General features: G+C 63.6%; 26 protein-coding genes and 2 pseudogenes. 23 read left to right on the top strand and 5 right to left on the bottom strand.

Annotated features, from left to right (window positions below; translation table 11 throughout):
* Positions 1 to 366: 366 nt before the first annotated feature.
* Positions 367 to 816, bottom strand: coding sequence for a hypothetical protein (locus IU452_RS30300; RefSeq protein ID WP_195112637.1), 450 nt, complete (start codon positions 814 to 816; stop codon positions 367 to 369).
* 132 nt (positions 817 to 948) lie between these two features.
* On the opposite strand from IU452_RS30300, the gene IU452_RS30295 reads away from it, so the two are divergent.
* The 9 genes from IU452_RS30295 (at position 949) to IU452_RS30255 (ending at position 6,577) form a co-directional block, all read left to right on the top strand.
* Positions 949 to 1,194, top strand: a complete 246-nt coding sequence (locus IU452_RS30295) for a hypothetical protein (RefSeq protein WP_195112636.1) — start codon at positions 949 to 951, stop codon at positions 1,192 to 1,194.
* A 44-nt stretch (positions 1,195 to 1,238) separates the two neighbouring features.
* Positions 1,239 to 1,520: a WXG100 family type VII secretion target gene (locus IU452_RS30290; protein ID WP_228819064.1), complete on the top strand. Its 282-nt coding sequence runs from the start codon at positions 1,239 to 1,241 to the stop codon at positions 1,518 to 1,520.
* Positions 1,521 to 1,555: 35 nt separating this feature from the next.
* Positions 1,556 to 1,789 carry a hypothetical protein gene (locus IU452_RS30285; protein WP_195112634.1) on the top strand — a complete coding sequence of 78 codons (234 nt, stop codon included), beginning with the start codon at positions 1,556 to 1,558 and terminating at the stop codon, positions 1,787 to 1,789.
* A 256-nt stretch (positions 1,790 to 2,045) separates the two neighbouring features.
* Positions 2,046 to 2,354 carry a hypothetical protein gene (locus IU452_RS30280; protein WP_195112633.1) on the top strand — a complete coding sequence of 103 codons (309 nt, stop codon included), beginning with the start codon at positions 2,046 to 2,048 and terminating at the stop codon, positions 2,352 to 2,354.
* The gene (locus IU452_RS30275; RefSeq protein WP_195112632.1) at positions 2,351 to 4,528 is read left to right on the top strand and encodes a hypothetical protein; all 2,178 of its coding nucleotides are present in this window, start codon (positions 2,351 to 2,353) and stop codon (positions 4,526 to 4,528) included. Before IU452_RS30280 ends, IU452_RS30275 begins: the two co-directional genes overlap by 4 nt.
* A complete protein-coding gene (locus IU452_RS30270; RefSeq protein ID WP_195112631.1) occupies positions 4,525 to 4,893 on the top strand; it encodes a hypothetical protein in 369 nt (122 codons plus the stop codon). The genes IU452_RS30275 and IU452_RS30270 overlap by 4 nt, the downstream gene beginning before the upstream one ends.
* A 143-nt stretch (positions 4,894 to 5,036) precedes the next feature.
* Complete coding sequence (locus IU452_RS30265) at positions 5,037 to 5,720, top strand: hypothetical protein (RefSeq protein WP_195112630.1); 684 nt, start codon at positions 5,037 to 5,039, stop codon at positions 5,718 to 5,720.
* The gene (locus IU452_RS30260; RefSeq protein ID WP_195112629.1) at positions 5,665 to 6,171 is read left to right on the top strand and encodes a YbaB/EbfC family nucleoid-associated protein; all 507 of its coding nucleotides are present in this window, start codon (positions 5,665 to 5,667) and stop codon (positions 6,169 to 6,171) included. The genes IU452_RS30265 and IU452_RS30260 overlap by 56 nt, the downstream gene beginning before the upstream one ends.
* 79 nt (positions 6,172 to 6,250) lie before the next feature.
* Positions 6,251 to 6,577 carry a WXG100 family type VII secretion target gene (locus tag IU452_RS30255; protein WP_195112628.1) on the top strand — a complete coding sequence of 109 codons (327 nt, stop codon included), beginning with the start codon at positions 6,251 to 6,253 and terminating at the stop codon, positions 6,575 to 6,577.
* Positions 6,578 to 6,715: 138 nt separating this feature from the next.
* On the opposite strand, the gene IU452_RS38595 is transcribed toward IU452_RS30255, so the two are convergent.
* From IU452_RS38595 to IU452_RS38585, 3 genes are all read right to left on the bottom strand, one after another.
* A complete protein-coding gene (locus IU452_RS38595; protein ID WP_228819037.1) occupies positions 6,716 to 7,498 on the bottom strand; it encodes a hypothetical protein in 783 nt (260 codons plus the stop codon).
* 1,242 nt (positions 7,499 to 8,740) lie between these two features.
* A complete protein-coding gene (locus IU452_RS38590; protein ID WP_228819036.1) occupies positions 8,741 to 9,472 on the bottom strand; it encodes a hypothetical protein in 732 nt (243 codons plus the stop codon).
* A gap of 15 nt (positions 9,473 to 9,487) precedes the next feature.
* Positions 9,488 to 9,901: a hypothetical protein gene (locus IU452_RS38585; RefSeq protein ID WP_228819035.1), complete on the bottom strand. Its 414-nt coding sequence runs from the start codon at positions 9,899 to 9,901 to the stop codon at positions 9,488 to 9,490.
* Between the two features lie 990 nt (positions 9,902 to 10,891).
* Between IU452_RS38585 and IU452_RS39665 the strand changes: the two are divergent.
* Positions 10,892 to 11,734, top strand: a pseudogene (locus IU452_RS39665) (toxin glutamine deamidase domain-containing protein); the annotation flags it as partial.
* Here IU452_RS39665 and IU452_RS38575 read toward each other — a convergent pair.
* Positions 11,627 to 11,857 (bottom strand): hypothetical protein, encoded by a 231-nt coding sequence (locus IU452_RS38575; protein ID WP_228819033.1) that lies wholly within the window; start codon positions 11,855 to 11,857, stop codon positions 11,627 to 11,629. The pseudogene IU452_RS39665 and the gene IU452_RS38575 overlap by 108 nt on opposite strands.
* Positions 11,858 to 11,888: 31 nt before the next feature.
* Here IU452_RS38575 and IU452_RS38570 point away from each other — a divergent pair, with 31 nt between their 5' ends.
* From IU452_RS38570 to IU452_RS30205, 13 genes and pseudogenes are all read left to right on the top strand, one after another.
* Positions 11,889 to 12,422, top strand: coding sequence for a hypothetical protein (locus IU452_RS38570; protein ID WP_228819032.1), 534 nt, complete (start codon positions 11,889 to 11,891; stop codon positions 12,420 to 12,422).
* On the top strand, positions 12,359 to 15,340 hold the full coding sequence (locus IU452_RS38565; protein WP_228819031.1) for a hypothetical protein: 2,982 nt from the start codon (positions 12,359 to 12,361) through the stop codon (positions 15,338 to 15,340). Before IU452_RS38570 ends, IU452_RS38565 begins: the two co-directional genes overlap by 64 nt.
* Positions 15,341 to 15,547: 207 nt before the next feature.
* The gene (locus IU452_RS30245) at positions 15,548 to 15,793 is read left to right on the top strand and encodes a hypothetical protein (RefSeq protein WP_195112626.1); all 246 of its coding nucleotides are present in this window, start codon (positions 15,548 to 15,550) and stop codon (positions 15,791 to 15,793) included.
* Between the two features lie 193 nt (positions 15,794 to 15,986).
* Complete coding sequence (locus tag IU452_RS39320; protein WP_195112625.1) at positions 15,987 to 16,901, top strand: DUF6301 family protein; 915 nt, start codon at positions 15,987 to 15,989, stop codon at positions 16,899 to 16,901.
* 314 nt (positions 16,902 to 17,215) lie between these two features.
* Positions 17,216 to 17,485: a hypothetical protein gene (locus tag IU452_RS30235; protein ID WP_195112624.1), complete on the top strand. Its 270-nt coding sequence runs from the start codon at positions 17,216 to 17,218 to the stop codon at positions 17,483 to 17,485.
* Positions 17,486 to 17,821: 336 nt separating this feature from the next.
* The gene (locus IU452_RS30230; RefSeq protein ID WP_195112623.1) at positions 17,822 to 18,025 is read left to right on the top strand and encodes a hypothetical protein; all 204 of its coding nucleotides are present in this window, start codon (positions 17,822 to 17,824) and stop codon (positions 18,023 to 18,025) included.
* Positions 17,928 to 18,392, top strand: a complete 465-nt coding sequence (locus IU452_RS39660) for a DUF6301 family protein (RefSeq protein ID WP_416382393.1) — start codon at positions 17,928 to 17,930, stop codon at positions 18,390 to 18,392. Before IU452_RS30230 ends, IU452_RS39660 begins: the two co-directional genes overlap by 98 nt.
* Before the next feature lie 50 nt (positions 18,393 to 18,442).
* On the top strand, positions 18,443 to 18,790 hold the full coding sequence (locus IU452_RS30225; protein WP_195112622.1) for a hypothetical protein: 348 nt from the start codon (positions 18,443 to 18,445) through the stop codon (positions 18,788 to 18,790).
* Positions 18,791 to 19,076: 286 nt separating this feature from the next.
* The gene (locus IU452_RS30220; protein WP_195112621.1) at positions 19,077 to 19,568 is read left to right on the top strand and encodes a DUF6301 family protein; all 492 of its coding nucleotides are present in this window, start codon (positions 19,077 to 19,079) and stop codon (positions 19,566 to 19,568) included.
* Positions 19,565 to 20,020 carry a TY-Chap domain-containing protein gene (locus IU452_RS30215; RefSeq protein ID WP_195112620.1) on the top strand — a complete coding sequence of 152 codons (456 nt, stop codon included), beginning with the start codon at positions 19,565 to 19,567 and terminating at the stop codon, positions 20,018 to 20,020. Before IU452_RS30220 ends, IU452_RS30215 begins: the two co-directional genes overlap by 4 nt.
* Positions 20,017 to 20,370: a hypothetical protein gene (locus IU452_RS30210; RefSeq protein WP_195112619.1), complete on the top strand. Its 354-nt coding sequence runs from the start codon at positions 20,017 to 20,019 to the stop codon at positions 20,368 to 20,370. Before IU452_RS30215 ends, IU452_RS30210 begins: the two co-directional genes overlap by 4 nt.
* Positions 20,274 to 20,897, top strand: a complete 624-nt coding sequence (locus tag IU452_RS39655; RefSeq protein WP_416382389.1) for a DUF6301 family protein — start codon at positions 20,274 to 20,276, stop codon at positions 20,895 to 20,897. Before IU452_RS30210 ends, IU452_RS39655 begins: the two co-directional genes overlap by 97 nt.
* A gap of 191 nt (positions 20,898 to 21,088) precedes the next feature.
* Positions 21,089 to 21,307 (top strand): annotated as a pseudogene (locus tag IU452_RS30205) (helix-turn-helix domain-containing protein); the annotation flags it as partial.
* Between the last annotated feature and the right edge of the window lie 122 nt (positions 21,308 to 21,429).

The following is a 21,429-nucleotide window of genomic DNA, read 5'->3' as shown; positions in this document are numbered from 1 at the left end:
GGAGCTTTCCAGGAACGGCGCCGAATTCGAAATCGACTGCGCCGCGGCGATCAGCGACGCCGGACCGCGGGCGACGTGGAATCATTTGAGCCGCACCACTTCCCGCAATGCTCAAGGATATGAGTGCGGTGCCCGAATTCGCTACCGCGTACGTACTTTCGACGAAGGTGAGCCGGGAAGACTGGCTGGGCCAGCGCGCGGCCCCGATACACGGCCGTCGACGCGATCCTGCGGGGCATCGCTCCGGACCCGGGCCGAGGCGCCCATCCCGAGTGGACCGGACGGCCGTCACCTAGGTCCACACGTCGTCGAAGCTGGAATTCTTCGGCAACGCGGCTGAAAAGCCCTCATTGTTGCGCAACAAGTTCACAGGTGCTGTTCCGGCTGCTGGATTGCACTCTGACCGACAATTCGGCAGCAAGTAGTATGCCCTTCCGTCCCCAGGGCCAGGAGGCGAATAGCCGTGGGCGGATCGTACTGTGGGTCGGCTGGAGTGATCACAAAGCCGACCACCCCGTCGACAGATTCGGCCGCATCGGCAACCACATCGGACAAGTCCGCTTCATAGACCGCGCCATCCGTTTCGGGCGTCTCCGCCCGGATCATGAGAGCGCTCCCATAATCGCGCCACACCTGGTTCAACATGCCGGGCAGCGGCGAGTTGTGCAGCGCAACCGTCTCCGCATGGTCGAGCTCCACAGCGTAGATGCCGAGCTCAGGCACGATCGTCGGGGTGAACGCGGCGCCCTGCCCCGCCCCGGACGACACGGCGATCACCGCAAGCCCCGTCGCCGCGGCGGCATCACGAAGACGCATGACATGCACTCCAAATCCCCTACACGCCAACGGCACTGGCGTCGGCCACAGTCGCGCCCAGATCGACGAGACGGCCACAACATAGCAACGAAGCCGGGCGAATGTGCCATTTACACAAGAAAAGTTCGACAAGTGCCGAGCGAACGACTCAGCACGACCAGCCGACCGCATCGGCTGCTGCTGGGTGCCTTCAACACCGACCCGCAGCCGTCGAATGTGGTGCAGTGGTACGACATTGCCGACGACCGCTACATCGAAACCCGCAGCGAGCACATCATCGTCCGCCCCGGCAGCACCCAAGACCTCGCGACCCGATTCCTGACCTGGATCGAGCACGCCCTGCAACGAATCCGAGAAGATGAGTACGAGACCTGGTAGCTGCGGACGAGCATGGCACGGAAGCCGGATCCCACGTGATCGGCATGGAGTTGCCCGGGGTGGATGCCGCTGGCCGTGAGGTGATGACCGCGGCCACCGCAGTCAAGAACGAGTTCGTGCGTGCGGAAGCGACGATCACAGCTTTGATGACCGAGTGGCGCGGGGTGACCGCCGCCAGTTTCGGCAGCGAGTGGGACACCATCCACAGCGAAGGACTGGCTTGCACCGAGCGACTCCACAATCTCGGCGAGTTTCTCCGTACAGCCGCTAGTGCGTTCAATGAGATTGAAACCGACGTAGTCGCCGCGTTCCGCCACACGACGTGACATCCGCCGACACCGACCTCGTCCGAGGAACCGCAATGACAAACGTCTCTAGCAACGACCGAGACAATGGACTGCTCGAACACGCCGACACACTGCTGACCGCAGCACAACACAACTGGACAGGTGCCACCGCGGACTCCTTCGGCCGCTTCCACACCGATTGGCAGACCACCGCAGCGCAGCTCCGCGACGGCCTGGACCGCATCTACGCCGCCGCCACCACTGAACTCGAAGTTCACCACTCGAGGAAGCGAACCGACAACCGTTAACAGCAAGTGCCGGGGCCAGGTGAATTCGTTCCGTATGCGTCGATCGGTGAAATGGGAGTTGCCCGCGGGCCGAAACGTATCCCTGTGGAGTCTTCACCGTGTCACCCGTCTGAACGACTTGCGCGACAACGACTCTGCGATGCAGCCGGTTCGAAGGTGGCGCCTCTGAGGGTGTATCTGTAATCATCAGGAGCTTGGCCCGTCTCCTGGCGGGGTGTGGAAGTAGTCGGAGATCGGAGATGAGGAGGGGTGGGCCGTGCGACTGGTTCCGGAGGCGGTGCTGGGGATGGCGCGGACGATCGAGCCGACGGCCGACGCGACGAAAGCACATGCGACACGGATCGCGGATGTCGGCTTCGAACCGGCTCATGCCGGGCAGGACTACCTGGAACAGGGCCAGAAGCTCGCCGCAGGGGTGGAGGGGATTGTCACGATGCTGCAATCGTGGTCGGAGGCTTCCGCCGCGACCGCACAGGCGATGCGGCAGACGGTGACCGCGACCGTATCCAAGGACCAGGAGAACCGGGACCGGATCGCGGCCGCGGGTGAGCAGGGTCCGGCATGACGACTCCCCCACATTCGCCTCAGCAGTATCTGCAGCAGTACCGAGACGGTATCCGCCGGCAACGTGATCCCCTCGAGCGTTCCCTCAGAGACGATAAAAGCAACAACAACGTCTTCGTCCAGGAGGCGTGGAATCCCAAGCCGCCGGATCTCACCGGCCTCGATGTCAACAGGATCTTGGATGCGGCCGCTCCCGGGTTGGAGTGGTTCAAGCTCGCGCTGGTGCGCTACCACCGGGTGTATCAGCGCCTGGGTTCGGAGTTGCCCGGGTTCGATCGCATCGTTGTACCGCAGCCGAATTTTCCGGGTTTCACCGGGCCTGTGGCACTCGACCCCGATGCGATCATCCACGCGGACCAGGAGCCGGACGTCGAGATGCAGCGTCTGGAAGGCCGGTACTACGACCAGCAGCGCCGCATGAACATCGCCAACCTGCGCGGCCTGGCCGCCCGGATCACCGGTGCCGCGCTGGGACACGACACGCACCCCGGCGCCACCGACATCACCGGCAGTCTGGCTGGTGTGGCCACCGCGGTGCCGGAATATTGGGAGGGGCAATCCGGCCGGGCCGCAGGTGATCATCTGGCCGGGTTCCACGCGCATGCCGATCAGCAGACGCAATACCTGCAGGCGGTCGCGGCGGCGTTGAACGGGCTGCCGGATGTGCTGGAAGACATCGTGAGAGACAAGGCGAGTTTCGTCGCCGGTTTCGACAGCCCCCAATGCCCTGTCGCGGGACATGCGATGCGGCTGCACGGCGCCGAGGACCCGGTCAGCGTGATCATCACCGCAGCGGCGGATGACGACTTCTTCCGCAGCTACCTCGACGACGTCAAAGATCAGCTGAACCTGCACGGTGTCAACGACCGTGAGGTCAGGGAGGCATGCAAGGCTTGGTTGCAGGACTGCTTCGGTCCTGCGGTGCGGGCGGCGTTCACCGCTTTCGTCCAGCAGTGTCAGCTGGCCGACTACTTCATCAAGCAGGCGTACAAGCCGGTCATCGAGCTGCTGGACAGTCACGATCCGACACCGTTTCCGAAACCGCAGGACCAACCGATTCCTCCGCAACAGGGGCAGCCGACGGTACCGGTATCCACGGTTTCGGCCGGGGTGACCGGTGGCGATGCGGGTGCCGCGGTCCAGACCGCAGGTGTGGATTCGACCGCACCGTCGACGGTGACCCCGCCCCCGCAGCAGGCCCCCACCGCCGTGAATCCGGCTGCGGTGCAAGGTAATCCGTTACAAGCCCTGGCCGGTCTCGCTAGCCAGGCGAGTCAGCCCCTGCAGCAGGGTCTCACCCAAGTGGCGAGCACGGTGTCGCAAGGGCTGGGTGGGCTCGGCGCCTCCCCCTTCGGCGCCGAGGTGCCGGTGGCCGACACAGGCGCGACGGCCGGATCGAAGACGCTGGCGAATCTCAACCTCGCCGGAGGGAACCTCGCCCTCACGCAAGCGCCCAACGGTACCGTCACAGCAACGGTTACCGGCCCCGACGGGAAATCGCAGCGCTACTCGATGGGCATCAGAAATGGTGTGCCGTTCTTCACCCCGGACGCGGAACCAGCCGCAAAGCCACCGGTAACCGCGAACACCCACGACTCCGGACTGCCCGCAGCCGCGACCGGTGCAGGCAGCAGCGCCGGCTTCGGAGGCACACCGGCGCAACACCCGTCGCCGATCACAGCGTCGGGAACACCCGCGGGGCGGACACCGAATCTCGCCGGAGCTGACAACCCCTCCGTCTCGCTCGCGGGTAATCCGCAGTCCACCACGGGAACGTCGGCCGGTGATCCGTCGACAAGCGCCATGCCGATGGGCGGCATGCCCATGGGGGGCATGCCGGCCGGCGGCGCGGCCGGCGGAAAGGGCGCACCGGACGGGGAGCGCAATTCCAGCGGGATCGTGCCACCCCGACCGTTGTGGAGCGACCTACCGGGCCGTGACGGGCCCACCATCGATGCACCCGGCGCCGCCGAATTGGCGTCCGTCGGGAACCTGGACGACGCACCCGGCGCCCCCGAACTGGCGGTAGCGGGGCCGCTGAATGACGGCGCGACCCTCGCACCACGACCCATCGCCGCCCTCGCCGACCACCCCATGTCCGAATCACCCCCACCCCAGCCTGCCCCGCGAACCGACGGCGTGAAAATCGAGATCGACATGGGTGATCAACGATGAGGGACTACCAGGCCGAGATGGACCGCATCCTCGCCGACTACCGGGCGGCCTCCGGCACGCTCCGCGAGCAGTTTCTCGAAGCCGACGCACGAACGACCCGCGACGGGGCCCAAGTGTTCGCCGACCTCCGCAAGGAACAGAACCGGAGAGACCAACAACAGCAACCGGCCCCCGAGCAAACGGCAGACCGCGAAACACAAGCCGAACACGACCGCTTGCTGCGCGAAATCGCAGCACGCAAGGCGGCCCGCGAGCACGCCGCCGAACACAGCAGGCAGACGTCTGTACTGCCGTCGGATTGGACCGAGGAGGACGAGGCCAGGGCCCAAGGCTACGGCCCACCCAAATCCTGGCTCACCGAATGATGTTTCAGTAGGCAGGAAAAGCTTTGGTGGGCAGCCGGCCCGCACGGCAAAAGCATTTGGTCACAAGGAGGGGTTGAACAGTTGATCCTATCGAATCGGCTATGGAACGCGGTCGCGGTCTGCGGCAATGACGGGGAGCAGCCATGATTCTGAGCAGTCGGGATATAGGGGAAGGGCTGCATATCTCCGACTATCCGCATGCCGGGGTCCCGGTGCTGCCCGAGCCGAAGGAGGAGGATTTCGCGTGGGCGCGCGCGAATCCGGGTGAACGGCGATACTTCGTGGATCCCAGGGCCGACAAGTCTGCCCTCAGGGAAACCAACGTGATCGGTGGCTGGTTCGTCGACGACAACGGAGGGATCGAGTCCTGGCTCAACCCCGACTTCGTGCCCACTCCGCAATACGCGCAACGAGATATCGCAAGCGAGTTGGAGTTGGTGATCTGGCGGCTCGAGTACGGGTTCAACAATATCGGCCGATTCATCGATGCGTTCAGTCGCAGCGAGCTCATCATGGTTCTGCCCGCCGATGACGCGCTGGGGCAGCGGGGCTGGCCGCTGCGCTACAGCCCTAGCGGCGATGACAGAGCGTTGGAGGTCTACACCTCTGCGGGCATGCTACCGAAAGACGTGAATCCGTGGCTGCGGCGGACGGTTTCGGGCCGGACGGTGCTCGAGCAGGTGTGCCCGCAGGAGCGGATGGATATTCTTCTCAACCCCGAAGCCGAAAGGTTCACTCTGGTGCGTGGTTCGCAATTGCTCGACTGGTGGCATGAGTGGGCCGAGCTCCAACGCGCTGATGCCGTACCGAACTCCGACGGGAACTGATCGCATGGAGCAGTGGGAGCGGGATCAGATTCGGTCGGCCAACGCTCGCTTGCGGTCCGAATTGGACGCTATTCAAACGGATTTCGACCGCGAGATCGGTCAGCTGAGTGAGATCCACGGCAAGCTGGCGGCGATGAAGGTGCACGCGACGTCTCCGAACAAGCTGGCGCGGGTGACGGTGAATGCGTCCGGGATGGTCACCGAGATCACCATCGCCGACGACGCCTACCGCCGCAGCACACCCCAGCAGCTGACCGAGGATCTCAACGCCGCGATCCGCGGTGGCGTCGAGGCAGCGGCCCAGGCCCGCGAAAAGGTGCTCGAACCCGTGAAATCGATCGCGGACGGGATGGCCGATCTCAGTGAAATGGTGCCCGGCGCACCGAGTTTGCGGGACCTGCAGGCTCAACTGTCCGACTCGCCGCAGACGCCGCCTCAGCAATCGCGTTGACCTGACCGAAATTCGTAGAACCAGCAGCGCTGCTGCTGCGTCCAAGGTAGAAGACCGCGCCGAAACCTGATGAGGGAGTGTGACTGTGACCCAGTTCTGGGCTGACCCGGACCGGCTACGTGCGACAGCGCCGAAGTTCGCGCAACTGGGCGCGGATGTGAACACCGCCCTGACGAAGCTGCGGCAGGGCATCGACTCCGAAGGCCGCTGCTGGGGCGCCGATGAGCCCGGTAAGCAGTTCGAGAAGAACTATCCGCAGGAGGGCCCGGGCAGTGTCAAGGAAGCCCTTGCGGCACTGGCGATTCTGGCCGACAAATTGAAAGCGACCGGCGACAAGATCACCGGCTCCGCGAATGCCGTGCAAGTCCAGGATCAACACAACGCCGACCAGATCCGCCGCGTCTAGCCGAGGAGTAGACGCGTGACCCTGTGGCGCCCGCCTATTCCCGGCTTCCTGATGGATTTCGTTCTCGGGCATTGGCCCGAGGGCGACGAAGACGCCATGCGCCGAGCGGCCCAGCACTGGTCGGACATGGCCAAGGCATTACGAGAGCTGCGGCAGCCCGCCGACGCGGCCATGGACACGGCGTTGTCGGCGATCGACGGCCGGACCCACGCCGCGATGGACAGCTACTGGCACGAGATCACCGGCGGCGACGGCAGCGACCTGGAGGGCCTGATCGCGGTCTGCGACAGCTTCGCCAAACAACTCGAACACGGCGCCACCGATATCGAGCACGCCAAACTCACCATCTACATTTCGCTGGGCACGCTGGTCATCACCTTCATTCCCGGTTTCGGGACGGTCGCCGGTGCCGCGGCCGCCACCGCGGTCAAATTCGTCATCCGCAAGGCCGCGATGGAGCTGCTCGAGAACCTCGCGAAGAGAGGCGCAGCCTTTCTTGCTGAGCGCGCCGCGCTGCGGGTGACCACCCGACTGGGAACGCAAGTCGCAGCAGGCGCGGCGTTCGGTTCGGCCTTTGGTGCCGGTACAGATCTGGCCGCGCAGGGCATCGAAATCGCCCAAGGTCACCGCGAGGGCGGTGTCGACTGGGGTTCGGTGGGCGCAGCCGCCGGCGCGGGTGCCTTGGCGGGCGGGGTCGCCGCACCGATCAGCGCCGGCGCCCAGCACCTGGTCGGCAAGATCGGCGGCGACGCCGTCGCCGATCTCCTCGAATCCAACAAGGTCTCCGGTGTGGCCGCCCGCGCCGTGGCCGAGATCCCCGGCAACGTGGCCGGCAACGCCGTCGCCGGGGCCGCCACCTCCGACGGACCCCTCACCCCCAGCTCCCTGCTCGAGGGCGCCGGCGGCGGGATCAGCCGACACGACCTCAAACCCCCCGCCGGGGTACCGCACACCGAGAACACGCCACACCCGGATACCACTACCGCCGCGAGCACCCCCACCGAATCCACCACTGGACACGAGCAACCATCGACCGCGACGTCACCGTCGTCAATCCTCACCGATACAGCCGCAACCAGCACAACACACCCGGACACGATCGCCGCATCCGCGACCACCGCTGCCTCGGTCGCCGCCCCGGACGCCCCTGGACAAACCTCCGTCACCGCTGCACACGCAGCTTCGATTGCGCCCCAACAAGATCAAGCCGCAACCGGCCAAGCCACCGATACCCGCACCATAGGGTCCGATCCACGATCCGGATCCGCGGTCGGCACGGGTGAGCCCGGGACATCCGACCGTGGCCCGGCAGCACAGGCACCGGCAGCGAGCACAGCCGCTCCCCTCCCAGACCGATCTGCCGCACCACCACCACACCCCTCCCCGGCCAACGGACCCACACCCCCGGGAGATCGCGCAACACCGACACGCCCCACACCGGCACCCGGCGATATCTCCCACCGCCCGGAGCCCTCTCACCGATCCGAATCCGTTGCTCCGCCAGCCGACCGCGGCGCCACGCCCCAGCGCGCAGCCGATCTGCCTCGCTCAACCGGCGATGTCGACACACCAGAACGCGCGACCGCAGCGCCACGAGATGCCACCAGCAGCACACCGCAACGTCTCGACGCTGCCTCCCAACCTCTGTCCGATCGCGGCACGGTCCCGCCACGACCCACCGGCACTCCTCCCGTGCCCGGCAGTGTCGGTACACCGGATCGGCCGGTCACGACACCGGCACGTGACACAACCGCCGGACCACAGCACCCCGACACCCCACACCCATCGACTCACCACTCCCCCGCTGGGCCACAACATACGGTCGGCTCTCCGCACGCGCCCGGCCATCGCGCCCCTGACGGCGAGACTGCCACCCGGACACGGGCTTCCGGCTCGTCCGGTGACCCAACCGTCAGCCCTACGCCCAACCCTCGCGACGCGGCCGCGAAGCCAACCCACGATGCGTCGAGCCAACAGCAGCCACACACCGCTGCCCCGGGACACAGCCCCGAACCCACCGCCTTGCACGGCCAACCGCTGAGCAGCCGCTCGAACCCCGGTGATCCCACTCCACCGAAGAGCCCGCATCAACTCGGACGGCACGGCGCTGATCGTGACGCCCATGTCCCTTCGTCGACTCGCGAGAAGGCCGCAGATCACCCCTCACGCGTGCCCGACCCCGATCGTCGGCAATCCGGCACGGCAGCGCGACCTCCTGTTCACCGGCCGGACGAACCCGCGCCCCCTGGCCCGCGCGTCGATATGTCGCGACTCATGCCATCTGACGGTCCACCCGATATCGGCAGAGACCCAGGCGACGGCCAGTCGTTCGATTGGACCCGCCCGGTCGATTGGCTCCACCCCGCCTGGTCTCGGGTGGAGAAATTTGCCACCAAGCACAAGATCCCGACTGAGGAGGTAGCACGCGGTCTCCGGGACGGCACGCTCGGAATCAACTCTTACTTCGTCTACAAGAACGTTGAGGCGCCGCCGCTGCGGGAGTCGCCCGATCAACTCGACCGGCACTACCTCACCGAGGTAGTGGACCACAAGCTCCGCAATCCTCTGGATCGGCGGTACTACGCGAACGCCGAGCCCGACGTCTTCACCGCCGGTGGCGATTTGCCCGGCCACCTCACCCGGTCTATGCCCGGTCACGCGCTCGACAGCGCCGTGGCACCGGTCGATCCCACCAAAATCATCGTCGGCCGCGAAGGCGACGGCCTGACCCCGGTGTGGCGCGATCTCAGCGCCGACGACGCATACCTGGACGCCAAAAACGCCCTGTTCCGCATGGATTCGCGAGGACCGGAGATCTTCGGCCCCGGCTTCGCGGCCCGCGACCCCGGCAACCTCAACATCGGCGCACACGTCGGCAACACCGGTGGCGGCCAAGCCGACGGGTTCGTCTCACTGTCGAAAAGCCCGGAACGCACCATCGTCCGCGACCACAAGTTCGACACAGACAGCAGCCTCACGCCACTGCCCGACGGCACCTTCCGGCAAATCCGCTACATGCACGAGCTCTACCACCCGTACGGCATCGACGTCGACGCCACCTTCCACGACGCCACCGCCCACAGCGACACACACGGCGGTAGCCATCACGAAGCCGAAATCCTCGCCCCCGGAGGCATTTCCGCCGACACCATCTACCGCATATGGCCGCGTGAAGTCATCCTCGACGCCGACGGCAACCTGCTTTCCGTCGAGGTGGGCGAACCGATCTACAACCCCCGCTTCGCCCACCTCGACAACCCCCGCTTCGCCGAAACTCACGATCTCCCCCCGCACGGGCAGAAACAAGATCTCGAAAACAGTCACCCCGCAGGACACCACGCTCCCCAGCGCGAACAATCCCCGTACTTCCCGGCCCTGGACCCGTCACTGCGGGCACCTGCATCCGAGCCGCCGACGCAACATGCGTCGTGGGCGCCCTCGCGGGCGCCGGAGTCGGGTTCGCCGTGGAACCCGTCACAAGCATCGGAATCGGTTCCTCCGCACCAGCAATCGCCGCGTACTCCGTTCGAGGCTCCAGAATCAATTCCATCGCCAACCCACGCCCCGACACATCACTCCCCGGCAGCGCCGCGGGATCTGCCTCCGCGGCCAGCGACCCCCCATGCACCTGCGCCGCGCCATCCGACTGTGCCGCCGGAACACCCGCCCACGTCACCACGGCCGGCACCGCACGCACCCGAGCCGCCGCTACCTCATACAGCATCGGCACCACGTTCCGCTCAACCGCACCAACCGGTCACACCTGCGCCGCACCTCGCACCCACGAATGTGCCGCCCACACCGCACATTCCGACCACACATACCCCCGCACCACCGCACCAGCCGCTGCCACAGCACCCTGCGCCCGCACCGCGGATCGCGGAGCCGCATCAGTCCGTGTATCCAGCGGCACCGCCCCACACACCGACGCCGTCGCACCCCCCGGCACCGCACCAGGCAGCCACACACGACTCCGCACGGCCGCCCCATCGCGAACCACAGCACGGCCCCGTCCCGCCACGCCCGGACACCTCGCTTCGCCGACCACACGAGAGTTCTCCCAGCGCCGCTCCGGTGCGGCCACATCAGTCGGATTCGCCTGGCAGCCACCAGGATTCGCCACGTCCGCAGGCAAGCGAGACCAGGTATCCCTCAGGTCCGCACCGGCAACCGACAGCGGAGCGGCCGAACCGACTCACCGGCCCAGAGTTGCCCTACCAGGTACGGCGTTCGATCGACCAATCCGGCAACCCGGTCTCGGACCTGGTGGTCCGCGTGTATCTGGACCAAGGCCCCGGGGTATCGGACGCACAGATGCGGCAGCTCGCCCAGGCCACCTGGGCCGCCGCAGCCGATATCGTGCCTCCGAACCAGCGGTTGCCGTGGGGTGATCGGCTCGGGATCGAGGTCCAATTCGTCGACAATCCCGCTCACGCCGACCTGCACGCCGCGGTCGACCACACCGGCACTCTCGCGCGCGGATCGTGGCCGGTCGGCTCCTCTCCCGCCGACCTCGCCCGGCACCTGCGTGAGCACCTGGGCCTGCCCGCCGAGCACGCCCACGGGATCGGGTTGGACGGCAACGATATCGGCCATCTCGGTGACCGCATCGCCGAAGCGAACACCAACGCGCCGCTGCGCGGTCTGCCGGAAACCCGCGAGACCGGGCCCGGCAAGCTGGCCCCGCTCGAACATCCCTCTTATCAGGAGTACGTCAAGAACGCACTGCGCGAGGGCGATCGCTACGCCACCTGGTTCGACCCGCGCAGCCACCCCGCCGGCCAGCTGATCAACGACGGCGGCCCCGAGGTCCCCGGCCGCCGCAGCTCCTGCGGCGACAACATCGTCGCGGGCCTGTCCTCGTTCTACGGCGACCCCCAGATCTCCCACCCCCGTCACCCCGATCTCCTGCCCGACGGCAGCCGCGACGACCACACCGCCGAAGTCGGCGTCAGCGCTCGCATCAGCACCTGGCTCGGCGCCGACTGGCAGTCCTTCAGTCGCCACGACCCATCTCGCGGTTTCCAGGAACTGCACCAGCTCGTCGCCTCACTCGGCCCCGGATCCTCGGCCGCAGTCGCGGTCGGATTCCACGCCCAAGACCCCGCCACCGGCCAACCGCTCCACCACCCCGACGGCCGACCGGTCATCGAGGAAGGCCACGGCGTGCTCGTCGTGTACCCGCGCGGAGCCGAGGGCCCGGTCTGGTGGGACCCCACGATGTCGCGCGCCTCCGACCGCCCATTCGAGCACCTCGTCGACCGCGCAGCCAGCCTGCATGCCATACCCCTCACACCGGATGCGAGACCACATGTCACCCCAACCCATTCAGAGCCCGGACGAAGCGAAGCAGTATCTGATCGAGGCATTCGGCACCAGCCGGGAATACCGGATGTACCCGTTCGACCTCGGCTGGGTGATCTACCCGATCCTGTCCGAGGAGGAGATCAGCCAAGGCCGCCACATCGGCCTGACCAAGATGGTCCTCGACGCCCACACCCGAGTAATCACCGAATTCCCCAGCCTGCCCGTCCCGACGGTCGCCCAGATGTACACCGAGGCAATCCAACACGGCACCCCGATCCCCGGCGGCCAGATCTACCCCCGCCGCACCCGCCTACACCTACACCTCATCCGGGACACCCCGACCACCGTGGAATACCTCATCCGCCCCGAGTCGACCACGGACCCACACCAGCCGACCGCGAACTACCTGCTGGTGATCGACAAAAGCACCCGGCTGTACCAACCCCCGGGCACCATGACCACGATGGCGGCCTCGTGGATCCAATGGAGCTACCGCATGAACGGGGCCTGGCCGGAACACGGGACCACGGAGTACTAGGAGCGCATCGGGACCTACCGCCAGATCTCGGACACCTCCCCGACGACCCAGAAGCCGGTCATGGCGACCGTCCGGACTCCCCGAGAAACGATTCACACAGCCCTCAGAGACCCGGATTCCAGGTACCCCGGGATCACGTCGAAACACCTCCCCGGCAACGCAACAATGCCGACAACTCGTGGAACGCTATCCAGCGAACACCTGAATGGCAGCAGCGGGAGACCCTCGGGACACCCGGACAGCGCGGCAATTCAGGCAGTTCATGGAACGCGTTCCTGCAAACACCTGAAGGACGGCATTACCAGAGCCTCGGAACGCCCGAGTATCGCGAGCGGTCGCACATCGACCGCCACCCCGAAGACCGCTACACCTGGAAGCCAACACACGATCATCCGAGCCTCGCCCAGCCTGATCGTTTTCAGCAGCCCGCTCGGGCGTGGCGCGATGCCGGAGGCCATCAGACATACCATCCAGAAAAGCAAGCGCTGGCTCGCGATGCGGAAATTGTCGACAATGTCCGGGCGAAAATTGCTAAAGACCCCGATCGGTTCGCACTCACTTACACCGATAAAGAAATACGCGCACTGATTGATCAAGGGCAACGGCTCGGACTAACCGATCGCAATATCGCCGACCTACTACATACTGGATCCCGCATTAAGAAACCCATAGCTGCCGACAATCTGACGCGCCAGATGCATAACTGGGCCAAAATTGTCGCAGAACGTGGCTACCCATATCGATTCGAAAACTCCGATCATTTCAACATGTTCGCCACCGACCTCGAACGGGCTTTGCGTGAAGTCGGACTCGGAGATGTTGACCCGTTTATCCAGGGATCGTCGTTGCGGAAGCCCGAAGCCGACGACGTAGACTTCGCGATCGCTATCGACCGCGACCGATTCAATGAGATTCTCATTGATCGATACGACGGCCGAATCGCCCCCAAAACCGCCGACGGTAAACCCGGGGAACCAATGCCCCTCAGGGGCCTTGGCCGCGACGAAATCCGAGAACTGTCCGACCGGATCTTGGCAGCCGGCAAGACTGGCTACACCAATCAAGCGCTCACCTTCGCGAATGCCGTAAGAAGTGGCATCATCAAGTCTACACACGACATTTCAAAGGGCTTGAAGCAAGTCGGGAAGGAGATTAAACAAAAGTACCCAGAACTAAATATCGAAGATATTTCTTTGGTCGTTCCGGGGAGTCTGTTCGATTCCAGCCCAGATCTTCCTGTCGTCGAAACAACCGATAAAGCTCGAGCGCAGGAGCTCATCCACCGACTGAAAGAGGCCCGAGAGCTTGAATCCCAGCGTGGCCACCCTGACAGCGAACGCGCTTCATCCCCCAGCAAGACCGATAACCTCTATCGAATCCCCGGTGAGCTTCCAAGCGACAAACCGGCTCCCGCCGTTCCCGAGCGCGATGACCTGCCGCCAACGAAGGGCGATCTTGCCACGGAACGTGGACCGGAGCTGGTCCGAGATCTCGCAGAGCAACGCGCCAATTCCCTGGAGGGCTTGGAATCGCGTCAGCGGGATGTCGTTGAGTTGGCCGTAGATATCGCTAACAGTCGATTGCCGAATATCGAGGCCACACTCGAACACAACCAAGCTCGGGAAGCACTCAACCGGGCAATGAGTGCACTCGAGCGAGGAGCTCCTCTTCCGGAGGTGAGCAAGGACCTCAGCCTGGCCAGAGAGCATCTGACCACCGGTCAACGGCTCGAGCTCGAGAGCCGACTGACTACAGTGCGTGACCTGGAGCTGGGCGAGTCAGCCCGAATTGCCGAGCGAATATTGAACATCGACATGCACACGCGGGACTATTCGGTTACCGCACAACTCGAAGTCGCCGAGCGACAGCTAGTCGACGCAGCAACCCAGAAAGTGCTGGAATTTCGTGAGGAGCACCTAAAGGAACGGAATCTATTCGTTCAGTACAATCTGGACAGAACTCGTCAGTTGGAGCGGGACATTGCTCAGGGTAAGGTTCCGGAGCTGGCCGATGTGCTGCAGAATTTCGACGCGGCCGAGCAGGTCATTCAATACGAGCGAGAAAGGGAGGCCCGAGAGCTCGGGAAGCTGGGCCTGGATCGGGAACATAGGCGGCTTGTCGTCCAGACGCTCGAGGCCGAGCGCGCTCGCACCCTCGGCAAGGCGAGGGACGCCTTCAAGGATGAAATCGTCCGGCAGGCGACGGACAGGGTGTTGGCGATCCGCGAGCCAGAAGAGCGGGCGCGGGCGCAATTCCTCGAACGAGTTCATGAGCAGACCAGAGAACTTGAGGCTACCGTTAAGCAAGGTAGAGAGCCCGACGCCGAATACGTGCGGCAAACCCACGACCAGCTGCAGCGCGTCATTCGATATGAGCGGAGTCTCGAATCCCGGGCGCTTGAGCCTTTCGGGCTGAATCCGGAGCAAGCCCGGATCGTGACCGCGACGCTGGAAGCCCAACGGCTCCAGACGTACGGAAGGGCACTGGAAGTTTTCGGTCGGGAGGCTGTTCGACTCGAACACAACCAGATCGTCGGATCAACGAAGGCTCTCCAGTTGACACGCGAGCAGGTACGCACGCTCGACCCGAAGCTGTATCAACTGATCCGCACTCATGATCCAGTGAGTCGCAACCACGAAAAGGGTGTGCTCATATACCGAGTGCCCGGACGAGATCCCGTCGAAGTCCCCTATAACTCTCTGACCCGATACTATGCGGACGCCGCGAAAGCCATCGAACGCAAAACGCCACACGACCAAGTCCTGACCTCATTTCTATCGAAACTCAGCCAGGGCAAGGACCCGCACGAGGTAGTCCGGGAGCCGCCCATCGAACCGCCGCATGTAACGAGGGCAAGGGAGTTGGACGAACGTGCACGAATCCGACTGCGTAATGCACCCGTAAAGGAGACAAAGTAGTCCGCGTCTTCGGCAACCGGCTCCACAACGACTATGGTGGTCACATGACGGCAGGCATCGACGCGCACAGCCGAGAGCAAGCGTACGACGTATTCGCGCAGATAGCTGCCGCAGCGGGCACCTTCTTCAGCAAACCGACTGCGCGTAACCTAGTGAATCTGCCGAAACCCGGTGGGCAGGTTCAGGCCCCACAGTGGGATTGATCCTGTGACCGATTGGGAGGAAATCGCAGAAAGGCTCGCGAAGCAGCTGGCTGTCTTGCCGTTCGAGGGGCCATCTTTTGGGTCGAACTCCCGCTGGCCAGTCGTGTCGGCCACCCAGCATCAGCGTGCGGCCATAGTGGTTGCCGGACCCCGTGAGGGCTTCGGCATCCCGAGTCCCGCGGATCTGATCTACGACGCGTGGAACGACAAGGCTGATAACGAACCATTGACCTATCCGTGCCCGACCTGACCAGGATCGATGCCCCGTGAAGTTCCTGAAACGACAACTCACCCTCGTCCTACGCGGTCCACTCGACCAGTCTCACCTCGATCAGTTGCAGGAATGCCTGGGCATGCAGCCATCCGGAACGGCTGTCGACTCGGTCGGCACCGTACTGGGGCGGCGTACCCAACAGCACCCCAAATATCACACGATTACCGCCATGGTCCTCACCCTGTCGCGAACCACTTCCGACTCATGGACCATCACACTCGATGCCGTACCGACCACCAATTTCGCCGAGTGGCAAGGTCTCGCCGAAACCGGTTGCCGCGCAGCAGGACTCACCGTCGCCCAACGCCTACAGCAACCCGCTGAGCAAGTGCCCGAAGAGTCGGCATCCGTGCCACAGCCACGCACAACTCCCCGCCCTGCGACCAGCCAGGACACCACAACCGCAACCTCGGCAGCCGACAACCGTGTACCGCCGTTGGATCCCTCCATCTACGCAATACCCAACCCCACACCGTGGCGGACCACGCCGCGCACGGAAACCCGCAGACGAGCAGACGAACTGATCGACCAGATCTGGCCCGACGGGATATCGATGCCGAGGTGGGAATCACTCCACTCCGATGTCGACACCTATCTGGACCTGCTCGACGCGCAGCGGCCGACACCATTTCCCCCGCCGCCGGCACGAACCGGCTGGCCCGCGTTGGACGACAACGAAATCGTCGACCTGGCTACGAGACTGCGTAGCCTGGTGTGGTCTTGGCGCATGGACGACACGCTCGGACTCATGGCCGCATTCGGTTGGACCGTACGAAAATTCGAACCCGACCGAATCACCCTCGACACCAAGTTAGCGACGGCTGACGGGTACATGCTTGGCGACGGCTCACAGGCAGACTGTATCGACGTGGTAGTAACCGGGCCAACCACAGACGATCAAGCCGGTCGAACCCGGTTGGAAGACACCTTCGCTCGCATGACCACAGCATTGACCGATTCGCTCGGCGGGCCAACCGAACGGATCTTCGGTGACGTGCCCCGAATCCGCTGGGCCGGACAGGAAACAGTACTGACCCTGACTCACGAACCGCCCTACATCCATCTGCTCCTAACGCAACTGTGACTCCACATCAGATGACCCCATTATTGAGTCCTCATGGGCCTGTAGCCCCATATGTACAACAAGCCAGAAGCGCCAGTGAAATCGAGACCGGTCGAACCCGCTAGCAGAGGAAGAACATTTCGCTCCACCGCCCTGGGCAGCTATGGTTTCGGCGCATCTGAGTGTTCACCAAGCGGGTTCGATCGAGTAGAACCTGTTAGCAATGCCGTCATTGACGAGTAGGATAGGGACCTATGTCGCGAATATCATTCCATGGAAGCTTCGAAACCAGCAGTCCGGAGGTTGTCGAACAGGTGCTGAGGTCGTGGCTGTCGGTGGACGACCTTCGAATGAGGCTGCGGCACGGATACGAAACGCATTACGAGACAGAAGACTTCGAACTTCTTTGCTACGAAGCCATGGTTCCGAAAGAATCAGCTTTCTTTCTACTAGAAGGTCATATCGACGGAGTTCCCGAGGATGCCATCACCAGGCTACAGACACTTGCTGAAAAGTGCAGGCTGATTGGTGTCGAATTCAGTGGCGAATATGAAGAGGTCGATGAGGATGGCAATTCTTTGAGCAGAGAAAAGAGCATCACCTGATTGAATCCACCACTACCCGCCGACCGCTGCCGCCTACGGCTGGTACTGGGCGGTCGGGCTTTGCCGGTGAAGACCGGTAACCCACGAGGTTGCGTGAGTGAGGCAGATAGTAACGAATGGGTCATGACACTCGACGCTATACCCGGCACGAGATTCGCCAGATGGCAAGGACTTGCCGAGATAGGCTGCCGGGCCATTGGGCAGACCGTTGCCCACTCCCACCCTCCGAACCTGCACGCGCTGCTACCGAGGGCTTGCAACCACGAGCGACAATTCCATTCGACACATGACCCGCCACGACAATACTAATCGAGAGGTCAAGAATCAGTCGTTACTATGCCTGATCCGGCTATCTGTGCGGATCTGGATCTCACACCTGAGTGGTCGACGCTCCATGACATCGACCCCGAGCTTCGCAAACGCGCTGATGATACCGTCGACCATGTGGCGGACGGCAGTACGACGACATTCGGTCTCGACCTCAGTACGGCGCCAAATCAGAATACATCGGGCATGCACTGCCATTTTCTGGTCTATTGAGAAGGAAGAACCTGGTAGAATCACCCTCGACACTCATTCTGTTCCCGGCTACTGCTACATCAAGGGCAGCAGTTCGAAGGTGGAATGCATAGATCTTCCAGTGGCGACGTTCAGCCAGGAAGATGATATCGGAGCGAAATTGCATGAAGTATTCGATCGGATGTGTAATGCTCTTAGCGCAGCTTTTGGGAAGCCGAGAATCTGTCGCTCCGAAGCATTTCCACAGGCGCGATGGACAGGGATCGAGAACACGATGATACTCGTCATCCAGCCGCCCTCCGTCCGAATGATCTTGCAGCTGAACCCAGGCGTCACGGTAATCTATGGCGAGGACGAGGCCAGGCGCTGTTCCCAGATCAGGGCCTAGTATAATTGATACAACCACAGCGCCAGCCATTTTAGCCGCAGAGGAGCACAGTGCCAACAACCTCATACCGAGGAACCATCTCTACTGACAACCCGGAGATTGTCGAACGAATACTGAGGCTCTGGCTCTCCGCCGATCTACGCATGAAACTACGCCACGGTTGGGAGACCCGGTTTGAAACCGAGGACTTCGAATTATTCTGCTATGAGGTAACACCACGAACTGCCCGCGAATTCTTTCTCCTCGAAGGCGACATCCACGGCACGCCAGAATCTGCGGTCTCCAAGCTCGAGGGCCTTGCCGAGCAGTGCAGAAACGCAGACATTAGATTCAGCATTGAATACGAGGAAGTCGATGCAGACGGCAATCCCCTAACCGAAGAGAAGACCATTAACTGACAATTTATCCCCCGTACCGGATTGACGATTGCCTCGCGGGTCGTTGCTCAGCTGCGTCCGTCGCCCCACGGCAAAACTGGCTGGTCCGGCGCGTTGCCCACAGCAGGCCACCATCGCGCGCCAGTTGCAGTAACTCGTCCCGCAGGTCGGTTTGTCCGCTATCGACCGTGCCCGCCGCCGTAGTTGTTGCGGGTCTTGGCGAGGTTCCGGGCGCCAGAGCAGCTATCCGTGAACGCATCGTTGAACCTCCGCATGTGACCAGGGCACGGGAGATCGAAGAACGCGCATGACCGACTGGCAGCAGTTGACCGACGCTGAGATCGTCGATCTGGCAACGCGATTACGCACGATCGACTGGTCCTGGCGTATGGAGGACGTCACGAAGCTAGCCGATCAGTTCGGCTGGCGTGTCCTCAGGGCACGCCCGGATTGGGTCATGCTCGACAATGGGTTCGGAATGGCCAGCGGGCGTGTGGGAGGTCGCCGCGGACACGCCGAGGACATCGACCTGAGGGTTACCGGCTTCGCCACCGACGATTCCGACGGTCGGGCGCAAGTGCGTGATGCCTTCACGCGGATGGTGGCTGCGCTGACCTCCTCGCTGGGCGAACCAACCTTGCGCAAACCCGGCAAGGCACCTGAAGTGCGCTGGGCAGGAACGACTACAACGCTGCGACTGGTCCAGCTGTCCGCAAGCGTAAAGCTGCACCTGGTGACCAATGCCGCCCTCGCTTCTCACGACGAGACCGTAGAGCTCGAGGAACAAGGACTGCTTTGACCGACTGGACCGAATTCAGCGCAGGCCTGGCAGAGGAACTGGCGACCCTGCCCGCGGGAGCGCTCGTTGTCATCACCGAAGCGGACAAGCCCGCCGGGAACTGCCGCTACACGCAGTTCCGGCAAACCGACGATCTGCTGGAAGCACAACTGACCGGTGATACCTACCTGTCCCCCGAATCCCGCCCCTCCGGCCCTGGCCGTCAACGCATCATCGACGCCGGCTGGCAGCAGCCCGACAGCCGCCACACCGACAACTGGTGGATCGAGCTGCCCTGGCCCATCACCACAGCCCTCTACCGTCAACTGGCCGACATGGTGGTCACCGGGTTACGCGACGGCTTCGGTATCACCGACCCCACAACCTTGGTCTACGACGCCTGGAATGATCGGGCAGGCAACCGTCGCCTCCCGCTGCCACGGCTCGGCCTCGGCTGGGACAGAGTTCAATGACACTGGCACAACCACAGCTCACCTTGACCCTGCACGGCCGACTCGACCAGGAACAACTCGATCAACTGTGCGCGAACCTGGGCCTGACCGTTTCGACCGCAGCGAGCGCCCCCACCGGCACCGAATTGGGCCATCGCACCTACCGCCACCCGAAGTATCAGACAATCACCGAGGCCGCATTCACCCTGGTCCGCACGGCCGACCACGCCTGGACTCTCACGCTGGCCGCAATCCCCGGCCACGACGCCGACAAGTGGCGGTGCCTCGCCGAAATGAGGTGCCGCGCAGCGGGACTTACCATCGCCGAGCGAACACACCTGGCACCACAATCACCAGACAGCGAGGAATAGGGACTCCGCTCGACTACCTCGAACTGCTCGACCATCCGCCCGGACCTCGCCCAGCACGCGTCCCGCGCGCAGACCCCGCGACGGGATGGCGAGCCTTGGACGATCACGAACTCATCCACTTGGCCACCGCATTACGGAAACTCGTTTGGTCGTGGCGGATGGACGACATGCTCGGGCTCGCTGCCACATTCGGCTGGGAACCAAAACGAGGCGCCGACCCCGACAGAATCGACCTGGATCCCAAGTTGGGAACTACCAACGGCTATGTGCATGGCCGACGAGGCGTTGCCGAGTACATCGATGTCCCTGCGACCACAGCTTCGACCAACGACACAGCCGGGCAGGCACGGCTGCAAGAGGCCTTCGCCGGAATGTCCGAGACACTCATCAGCGCGTTTGGTGAGCCAACAGCCCGAACCGACGATGACACTCGGTGCATCCGCTGGGAAGAGGCGCAAACCGAGCTAGCGCTGATCCTCCAGCCGCCCACAGTCCGACTACGTCTGGCTAGCTCGCATCCCTCCTAGAGCAACGCTGGTCCCAGATGCGTCTGTAATCGCCGCCGCTCCTGAAAGCTGCCGTCGGCCTGGTCTACCGTGACTTGCGAACGAGTCTCAGAAGGTCCTTCTCATGGGGGCCGGTGCAGGTGTCGATTCCGGTCCAATACTGACCTGGTAGTTCCGGGCGAACCTTGACCCACCTGGTGACGAATCATGAGGTGCTCAACGTGGAGGACTGGGCGGAGATCCGCAGGTTGCATCGGGCCGAGGGGATGCCGATCCGGGCGATAGCCCGGCATCTGCAGATCTCGAAGAACACTGTGAAGAAGGCCCTGGCCGCGCACGAACCACCGAAGTATCGGCGCGAACCGCGAGGTTCGGCGGTGGATGCGTTCGACCCAGCGATCCGGGCGTTGCTAGCGGAGTTCCCGGACATGGCTCCCCTTTAGGTCAAGACCTTGTTGGGGTTAGCCTGTGTGGTGGGTCCGGGTTGTGGTTTGTCCGAAGGATCGGTGTGCGGGTTGGAGCCGGTCACGCTGGAGTCAAGAGTCGTTCCCGA

This window comes from Nocardia transvalensis (assembly GCF_015477765.1).
Taxonomy (GTDB): domain Bacteria; phylum Actinomycetota; class Actinomycetes; order Mycobacteriales; family Mycobacteriaceae; genus Nocardia; species Nocardia transvalensis_A.
The sequence above is the reverse complement of the archived record's forward strand: the minus strand, read 5'-3'. Positions and strand labels throughout refer to the sequence as shown.